This window comes from Microcoleus sp. (genome assembly GCF_049646505.1).
Classification (GTDB): Bacteria; Cyanobacteriota; Cyanobacteriia; order Cyanobacteriales; family Microcoleaceae; genus Microcoleus.
The window spans coordinates 1-8926 of the sequence record NZ_JBARVX010000580.1; the positions used below are offsets into that span (position 1 = coordinate 1).

Here is an 8926-nt window from a genome sequence, read left to right on the forward strand (position 1 = left end):
GTACCTGACCCACAAGCTGAGATGCTAGCAAATTCCCCAATATTGAACCGATTAATCCAGAAATCAATATTGCTGGCACAAAAAACACAAAACCTATCAGTAAATTTGAGCGGAATATCAACCACCAACGCCCTTCAGTTAATTTCCAACTACTGTCAAAACTGTCCGGCACCGAAGAGTTATCAATGACGGTAGCATAAGATGAAAATATTAAGCGGTATAACACATAAAGCCCAGGAATTATTATTAGCAGTATAATTAAGCCTACAAAAGCATAAGACCACAGGAACCACATAATAATACCTGGCAAACCCAAAATCAGCACCACAGACAGGAAATTAACCAAAATGAGTGGTAGCAATCTTCTTTTTGCTTGAGAGAAAGCCTCGCTCGCAGTTACTTGATTTTCTGTCAAACTTCGATAAGTGTAGAAATTAGTAGCTCCCGACAAGAAAGGAACTGCCACTAACCAGTAGATAATATTCAACTTAAGACTTGCGTCCGCCTGTTCGGAGGTAGTTATCTCAAAGCTATTGAGCAGGATATCTCGGCCAAAAGTATTCAGCACGAACCATATTAAATGGGGATAGTTGATTCTGAACAGAGCTGGGTATACAGCTCCCACAACAGCAAATGTTTCTCGCAACAAGCTTGGGGCACTAATTCGTGGATATGTCATAATTTTTGCTCCGCTTTTTGTAAGTAGATTTGAACAGACTAGACATTACTCGAAAAAGTTGCTAACAATAATGTTAAGTCATCGTCGGTGCGTTGGGAAACTCTGGGCGATCGCAAAAATGACTCTAACTGCTGTTTCGCATCTGACTCTTCTTTTACTTCGCCCGAAAACCGAAACAACGGCGTAAAAAATGGCTTGTGGGGCGTACCTTCCGGGATTTTGAGAGCTAGCATTTGCAAGCCGTCGGAAAACACAGCTAAGTGCCGCAGCGGTTGCCGCATTACCTGAAATTGCGCTGTTTCGATCGCATTTGGCGAAACCAAAAAGATGGTTTCGTTGATATATTCGCCGCAGGGAGGTACAGTAAGGGCGATCGCATTTCCCTCACTGTCACCCGCCACCGCCGCACCGTCACCAATTTGAGCAACTGCGATTAATTCCGGCGTCGCCACAACCGCAATCAAAGTGCAAGCCAAATCCCTCGCCGGCACTTCCCGCACAGCCGCTTCTGCTTCCACCTGCGCCCGCGCGACTTGCAGAGAAGCTGTCAAAAATACCTGCCATTCGCCGTCATTTTCAGGCTGCAAATCCTGTTGGCAAATCATTTCGACAACCGCTTCTACAGCAATTTTTGCCCCCACTTCTGCCAGTGCAGCCGAACCCGCGCCGTCAGCAACTGCTGCTACCAAAACACCGTTTGCCAAGACGCGCCAGCAGTGGGCATCTTGACAGGGCTGCGATCGTTTTTCGTGGCTCGTACCAGTCACCGATGCCGCTACAACCTGCCAATTACTCAATAGTCCCAAGTCATTAGTCATTAGTCATTAGTTATTAGTTATTGGTTATTAGTCATTAGCCATTAGTCATTAGTCATTGGTCATTGGTCATTAGTTATTAGTTATTGGTTGTTGTTATTTGTTGTTTGTTATTTGTTATGAGAATCAAGCAGCAATTCAGATTGAACTATTCCCTAAAAAAATCAAAACAAATCCTTGTTTCGGGTCTCTGCTTTACAATCTGTCTCGTCAATTATTAGTTTGTGTTCATTCTGTAGAGAAATCCCTTAAGGAGCTATTACTATTATTAACTAATGAGCCATAACAACCAATAACTAACACCTAACAGCTAACAACCAACAACTAACAACTAACAACTAACAACTAACAACTAAGAGGGCGGGCACGGGGGCACCGCCCCTACCAACTAACTAAACAGTTCCCCATCCGGGCGGCGGCAGTGCTACTTGTTCGTCAATTTTTGAGTGAGAAACTCTCTGCATACTAGCCGACAGCCAGATGAACATCTCTCTAAAGTCTAATCCTCTCAATTTTACAGGCGTGCGCTCGACAATTTCTGCGAGACGGGAGATATTAGCACCTTCGACTCCGACAGCAAAAAATGCCACGCGCTTGTTCGTTTCTTCCTCTTTAATTCGCTGTGCTGCTATTTCCACAACATCATCTGATTCGCCTTGAGGTTCGCCGTCGGTAATCATAAATACCCACGGGCGGTAGTAAGTGATGCCGTTGTTGCGGTATTCGGATTTGCGGGCGGCAATGGTATCTAGTGCGAGCTGAATGCCCGCGCCCATGTGGGTTTGTCCTTGGGCTGTCAGCAGCGGTGTCTCGAACCCGTCGGCGGTCACGAAGTCTTGCACAACTTTGATATTATTGTCAAAGGAAATAATCGCGACTTCGACTCGCTTTTTAGCTAGTTCGTCTTTAATTAGGTCATTCCTAAAAACTTCCAGCCCCTCATTCAAGGCATCTATGGCTGCGCCTTGCATGGAGCCGGAGGTGTCCAGCAGGAGGACGCAGGGACAGCGCGGCTCTGGGTTTTCGGCAAATTCTACGGCTTCGTCTAGTCTCATGGTTCGGGGTTGACCTGGGAGTGGCTCGATTTCTAGGTTTGTTACTTTCTACCCTAGCCAGTAGGTGACATATTTAACTCAATCTGCCGGCTGGCGATCGTATTTTACCATTTACCTGAATCGATTTGAGATTTTTGATTGTATATTTTTGATTGTAGAATTAGATATCTGCGGTCAAAAAAACAAATTCATTCCTGCCTGTGGTAATGTAGACTAATAGTATCACTGCAAAATAAGGATAAATCTTATGATTGCAACAGTCACGAAAAAATTAACCTTTGACCAATTCCTTGTAGAATGTCCAGAAGATGGACGCTATGAACTGGTAAATGGAGAAATTGTAGAAATGAATTCCACCAGAAATCATGATGATGTTGCTGATTTTACATCGGACTCGTTTAAAGATGAAATTAAGCGGCTAAACTTAAATTATGTTGTCAGGCTCACGCCAGTTATCAAAACTGTAAGTAAAGCCGGCGTTGAACAAGGGCGGAGACCGGATGTCAGCGTAATCGATCGCGATTTATGGCGATCGAACCGTTCGGCTTATGCTGCGTTGCGGGAACCAATTCAATTGGCGGTGGAGGTAACATCAACAAATTGGGATGACGATTATATCGACAAACTGGACGAGTACCAGCGTCTCGGAATTCCTGAGTATTGGATTGTCGATTATTTAGCAATTGGCAGCAGGGAATTTCTGGGAAATCCCAAAGTTCCAACTGTATTTGTTCACCTTTTGGATGCAGAGGGCAACTATCAAAGAAGCGCGTTCAAAGGCAGCGAACGAATTGTATCGCGGACTTTTCCTGAATTAACGCTGACAGCAGAAGAGGTGATGAACGTTTAAATTTGTTTTCTCTAGATAGCCCGATCGCCAATCTATACAAAATTACTGCAAATATGAAATCTGTTTCTGAAAAAAAAGCTATTAGTGCTTGGGATTACAAACCTTGGTGGTGTCAGCCTTGGTCGATTCTTTTGACTGGCACGAGTCTGATTTCCGGTAGTTGGTTTTTGTTAAAAACGGTTTGGATAACTGTTTTAGTCGCGATTCCTTTATTGGCTTGGATGGGGTTTTTCTTGTTGGTTTGGCCGAAGTTGATGGTGTCTAGCGGTGCTTTAGATTCTCATTCAGATTAGGTTTTGGTAGTGCGCTGTTTGTTGGTGCGCCATAAGTATCCTAGGTTTATAGCAAAGTCTCGATCCCCCTAAATCCCCCTTAAAAAGGGGGACTTTGAAAAGTGGACGGTTTCGCCCTTAACAAAAGGGGCTTTGACGCTCTTGTCCCCCCCTTGTTAAGGGGGGCGCCAGGGAGATCGATGGCCTAACGATCGAAGAGTGTTTCGCGCCCTACAATAACTCTACGCTTGCGGGTAATAATCCTGAATTGCTTTTACTTGCATCGGGTTGGATTTGAGCGATCGAATTCCTGATGCTGTGGCTTTGGCACCGGCTATTGTGGTAATAATCGGGATTTTGTAAGTCAAAGCTGTGCGGCGGATAAAGATTCCGTCGGCGCGGGATTCTTCGCCAGAAGGTGTGTTGATAATTAGTTGGATTTTTTCATTCTTGATCGAATCTAACAAATTTGGTCGCCCTTCGTGCAGTTTCAATTCCAAATCTACATCTAAACCTTGCTCTCGCAAAACTTTGTGCGTTCCGTGAGTTGCTACTACTTTGAAACCTAATTCTAAGAATTCCTTGACAACGGGTGCAACCGCTAGTTTATCGCGATCGCGCATTGAAACCAGCACGACTCCGAACAACGGCATAATTTGTCCCGCGCCGAGTTGAGCTTTGGCATATGCTTTGCCAAAATCTGTGTCAATCCCCATGACTTCGCCAGTCGATCGCATTTCTGGCCCTAACAAAGTATCAGTTCCCGGAAACTTAGCAAACGGTAGCACCGCCTCTTTGACGGAAACATGAATCGGTACAATCTCCTTAGTAAAACCTAAAGCTTCTAGAGTTTGGCCTGACATGACTCGCGATGCGATTTTTGCTAGGGGAACTCCGATCGCTTTTGACACAAAAGGTACCGTGCGAGAAGCCCGCGGATTAGCTTCTAAAATGAAAACTTCTTCGCCTTGGACGGCAAATTGAATGTTCATCAACCCGATAACTTTCAGGGCTTTTGCTAGTTCCACTGTCTGGCGGCGGATTGTTTCCACCGCTTTTTCAGAAAGCGTTTGGTAAGGGATGGAACAAGCCGAGTCGCCGGAGTGGATTCCCGCTTCTTCGATGTGTTCCATAATACCGCCGATCGTGACATTGCCGGTCGTATCGGCGATCGCATCTACATCGACCTCGATCGCATTTTCCAAAAACTTGTCAATTAAAATCGGATGCTCCGGTTCTACCAGCACCGCGTAAGTCATGTAACGTTCCAACTCCGTATCGGAATAAACAATTTCCATTGCTCGCCCGCCCAATACGTAGCTCGGCCGCACCACCACCGGATAACCGATGCGCTGAGCTACGATTAAAGCATCCTCAAAACTGCGCGCCAAACCGTTAGCGGCTTGCTGAATATCCAACTGTCGCAGAATTTTTTCAAATCGCTCCCTGTCTTCAGCAGTATCGATAGAATCCGGCGAAGTCCCCCAAATTTTTGTTTGTACGTCGGGATGATTTTCGAGGGATTTTTGCAAAGGAATCGCCAATTTCAGCGGCGTTTGTCCGCCAAATTGAATAATTACTCCTTCGGGATTTTCCGCCTCAATGATGTTGAGAACATCCTCTTTGGTTAGCGGTTCAAAATACAGGCGATCGCTCGTATCGTAATCTGTAGAAACTGTCTCCGGGTTCGAGTTGACCATAATTGTCTCAAACCCGTCCTCGCCTAGGGAATAAGCAGCGTGACAGCAACAGTAATCAAACTCAATTCCCTGTCCGATGCGGTTCGGGCCACCGCCTAGAATCATCACTTTTCGCTTAGTAGAAGGCAAAACTTCCGACTCCGGTGCGAGACTGTGACCGACAGACGAAATCTTCTTTTCTTCATCGCCCAATTCCCAAATTGCCGCTCCCGCTTCGTAGGTGGAATAGTAATAAGGTGTAAACGCTTCAAATTCAGCGGCGCAGGTATCGACTGTTTTGTAAACCGGCACTACGCCTAACTGTTTGCGGTAGGTGCGGACTCGATCTTCCGATGTTTTGGTGGCGTAAGCAATTTGGCGATCGCTAAATCCCAACTGCTTTACTTCAAACATTGTCTCTTTTGTCAACTGTTCGAGCGCCGTTCGTTTCAAGAACTTCTCCGCGTCCAACAATTCCTGCATTTTATCCAAAAACCAAGGGTCGATTGCTGTGAGTTCAAAGATATCTTCCACCGACATTCCCATCATCATCGCGTGGCGAACTGTAAAAATGCGATCGGGATTTGGAGTCCGCAATCCGGCGCGAATTTGTTCCAAACTAGGCAATTTTTCCGGTTTGTCGCACCCGAAACCCGCGCGGCCGGTTTCCAATCCCCGCAGCGCTTTTTGGAAAGATTCGTTGAAGCTGCGCCCGATCGCCATTACCTCTCCCACTGACTTCATTTGCGTTGTCAGAGTCGGTTCCGAACCGGGGAACTTTTCAAAAGCAAATCGGGGAATCTTCGTCACCACGTAGTCAATTGTCGGCTCAAAAGACGCGGGAGTTTTTTTGGTAATATCGTTGGAAATTTCGTCTAGGGTGTAACCTACGGCTAATTTTGCCGCCATTTTGGCGATCGGGAAACCGGTGGCTTTTGAGGCCAAGGCGGAGGAACGGGAAACCCTGGGATTCATTTCAATGACGATGAAATCTCCGTTAACTGGATTGACGGCAAATTGAATGTTAGAACCGCCAGTTTCAACTCCGATTTCGCGGATAATTTTAATCGAAGCATCCCGCAGGCGCTGATATTCTTTGTCGGTGAGAGTTTGAGCCGGTGCGACGGTGATTGAATCGCCGGTGTGAACGCCCATCGGGTCGAGATTCTCGATCGAGCAAATAATCACTACATTATCTGCCAAATCCCGCATCACTTCCAGTTCGTACTCTTTCCAACCGATCAAAGATTGTTCGATCAAAATTTGCGACACCGGACTCGCATCAATACCGCCTTGGGCCATTTCTTCAAACTCTTCTTGATTGTAAGAAATGCCGCCTCCCGTGCCGCCCATTGTAAAAGCCGGACGGATAATTAACGGATAACTGCCGATTTGGTGGCCGATTGCTTTGGCCTCATCTAGATTGTTAGCAATTCCCGAAGGACAAACTGCGACACCGATTCGCGCCATCGCTTCCTTAAATAACAGCCTGTCTTCTGCCATTTCAATGGCTGGCAATTTAGCACCAATTAACTCGACGCTGTATTTTTCCAAAACGCCATTTTTAGCAACTGCAACGGCTAAATTCAGTGCCGTTTGACCGCCCATTGTCGGTAAAATTGCTTGAGGTTTTTCTTGGGCGATGATTTGTTCGAGGATGGCTGGGGTTAGAGGTTCGATGTAAATGCGATCGGCAGTTTCGGGATCGGTCATAATTGTGGCAGGGTTGGAATTCACCAACACTACTTCGTAACCTTCTTCTCGCAAAGCTTTGCAAGCTTGCGTCCCCGAATAGTCAAATTCGCACGCTTGGCCAATGACAATTGGGCCGGAACCAATGAGAAGAATCTTTTTTAAGTCTTGACGACGGGGCATAGGTTCGTAATTGGTAATTGGACGAGATTGAGGATACATTTGATATTTTGCATCGCTCTTAGAAACAGGCTTTTTGAGCTGTTCCACCAAAAGCTTGCTCAAAACAGCGCAAGTTTTGTTGTTAATTTGAAATTGTGCACCATTATCAGCATTTTGGAAGCGGAACCTCGCGACTGCGGTTGGCAGATACTGCCAGCTAACGAGAAATATTGATTGGAAAATGGTGCAGTCGATCGCTAAATCCAGACTATTTTAAGTGTTGCGGTCGAATCGTGTTCTAAAATACACAATCGGTGTCTGGTGCGCGATCGATCGCGCGAGTTGCGCCAGCAGGGCTAGTCAGAAACCGGGTTTCGGTGTGCAATGCGTCCTGAATTATTAAATTTTGCTGACACCTTAATCGGCGCAGCCTACAAATTTCAGCGATGCTAGTAGGGTGTGCGGGCGCACCGCTATCACTCTCCGGGTACACAGTCAACCGGTGTGCGGGCGCACCCTACCAGTTTGCCATCTCTCTACCCTCGCCCGCGACTTGTAATATCAAATCCGGTAGCATCGGAATGATTCAGATATATATATTCTCTCCCTCTGTGTACTCTGCGTACTCTGTGGTTAAATCATTCCGATGCCAGCGGAAACGATATAACGCGCAACCGAAGCAAGGAAGCCGCCGCCAGCAGTCTCCTCTGGCTCCATCGAATCTGCTTAGATCGGGGAATGCGCCGAGTAAGAGGTAAAATATAAAATCGTTCCCAAAGCTTGAAATCCAAAATCTCAAACACAGATATGCCTAGAACTCCTAGCGAATATTCAGTGCACCTGCTGCTTGAGGGCGGCCACCGCGAAGAAATCCGGTTTGCAACCCTGCAAGATTTTCAACAGTGGTATAAAACTCTGGTTCCCAAACAAGATTCGTCAGAATTTGTCAATGTCCCGATCAAAAATATTCAAGGCGAATACATGGTAATTCGGCCTAGCAGCATTCTCGGAATTCGGGTAGAACCGCTATTTAGTTCTAGCATCGAACGATTCGAGGAATAAGAAAAATTATTAAATGATTGGGGAAAATTGGAAATTGATCAAGATTGTTCGCTATCAATTATTGACGATCGCCTGTTGTGTTTTGGCGATCGCTTTTTCGGTGCCCGCCGTTGCCGTTCCGTCGCTGCAACCAGTTAGTATAAATCAATTGCAGGCGACCGAGTTGGAGTCGATCGGGCTTGACGCTCAAATCTGGGGCGAAAATGGCCAACCGGGCGATCGCCAATTGCTGTTAAGGTCGATCGACAACAGCCTCCGCTATCTCAATACATCAGCCGCTGCAAGTGCTTACAGCCGCTATCGAGTTTCGGGAATTACGCGCGATCGAGTCCGCCGTTCCCTCGATCGGTTCCGCCAATTAGCAGTCAGTTCCACTACACCAGCACAACTCCAAGAATCTGTCAAGCGAGAATTTGTTTTTTACAAATCGATCGGCAAAGACGGCAAAGGAACAGTGGCATTTACCGGTTATTTCGAGCCGACTTATGCAGCATCTCGCACGCCTAATTCCGAATACCGTTATCCCCTGTACCGAGTGCCGCCAAACCTCGGTTCTTGGTCGAAACCTCACCCGACCAGATTGGAATTGGAAGGTGCAGATGCTTTGCAGGGAAGCAAAGGATTGCTGCGGGGATTAGAATTAGTTTGGTTGCGCGATCG

Annotated in this window: 8 protein-coding genes; 4 read left to right on the forward strand and 4 right to left on the reverse strand. The window is 46.4% G+C overall.

Translation table 11 applies throughout. The features are described 5' to 3' along the window. The 3 genes from WBA89_RS27350 to WBA89_RS27360 form a co-directional block, all read right to left on the reverse strand. A partial coding sequence (locus WBA89_RS27350) for a hypothetical protein (RefSeq protein ID WP_424410789.1) occupies window positions 1–679 on the reverse strand: 679 nt, incomplete at its 3' end. Between the two features lie 38 nt (window positions 680–717). Continuing rightward, the gene (locus WBA89_RS27355) at window positions 718–1497 is read right to left on the reverse strand and encodes a PP2C family serine/threonine-protein phosphatase (protein WP_373535982.1); all 780 of its coding nucleotides are present in this window, start codon (window positions 1495–1497) and stop codon (window positions 718–720) included. Window positions 1498–1886: 389 nt separating this feature from the next. After that, complete coding sequence (locus WBA89_RS27360; protein ID WP_424410790.1) at window positions 1887–2549, reverse strand: vWA domain-containing protein; 663 nt, start codon at window positions 2547–2549, stop codon at window positions 1887–1889. 247 nt (window positions 2550–2796) lie between these two features. Between WBA89_RS27360 and WBA89_RS27365 the strand changes: the two genes are divergently transcribed. Together WBA89_RS27365 and WBA89_RS27370 are read left to right on the forward strand one after the other, a co-directional pair. Further along, entirely contained in the window at window positions 2797–3399 is a 603-nt protein-coding gene (locus WBA89_RS27365) for a Uma2 family endonuclease (RefSeq protein WP_424410791.1), read from the forward strand. Between the two features lie 53 nt (window positions 3400–3452). Beyond that, window positions 3453–3692, forward strand: coding sequence for a DUF6737 family protein (locus tag WBA89_RS27370; protein WP_424410792.1), 240 nt, complete (start codon window positions 3453–3455; stop codon window positions 3690–3692). A 221-nt stretch (window positions 3693–3913) separates the two neighbouring features. On the opposite strand, the gene carB is transcribed toward WBA89_RS27370, so the two are convergent. Continuing rightward, entirely contained in the window at window positions 3914–7225 is a 3312-nt protein-coding gene (gene carB / locus WBA89_RS27375) for a carbamoyl-phosphate synthase large subunit (protein WP_424410795.1), read from the reverse strand. Window positions 7226–8011: 786 nt separating this feature from the next. On the opposite strand from carB, the gene WBA89_RS27380 reads away from it, so the two are divergent. Both WBA89_RS27380 and WBA89_RS27385 read left to right on the forward strand, forming a co-directional pair. Continuing rightward, window positions 8012–8266 (forward strand): hypothetical protein, encoded by a 255-nt coding sequence (locus WBA89_RS27380; RefSeq protein ID WP_424410793.1) that lies wholly within the window; start codon window positions 8012–8014, stop codon window positions 8264–8266. A 13-nt stretch (window positions 8267–8279) separates the two neighbouring features. Beyond that, on the forward strand, window positions 8280–8926 hold a 647-nt coding region (locus tag WBA89_RS27385; RefSeq protein ID WP_424410794.1), incomplete at its 3' end, for an MltA domain-containing protein.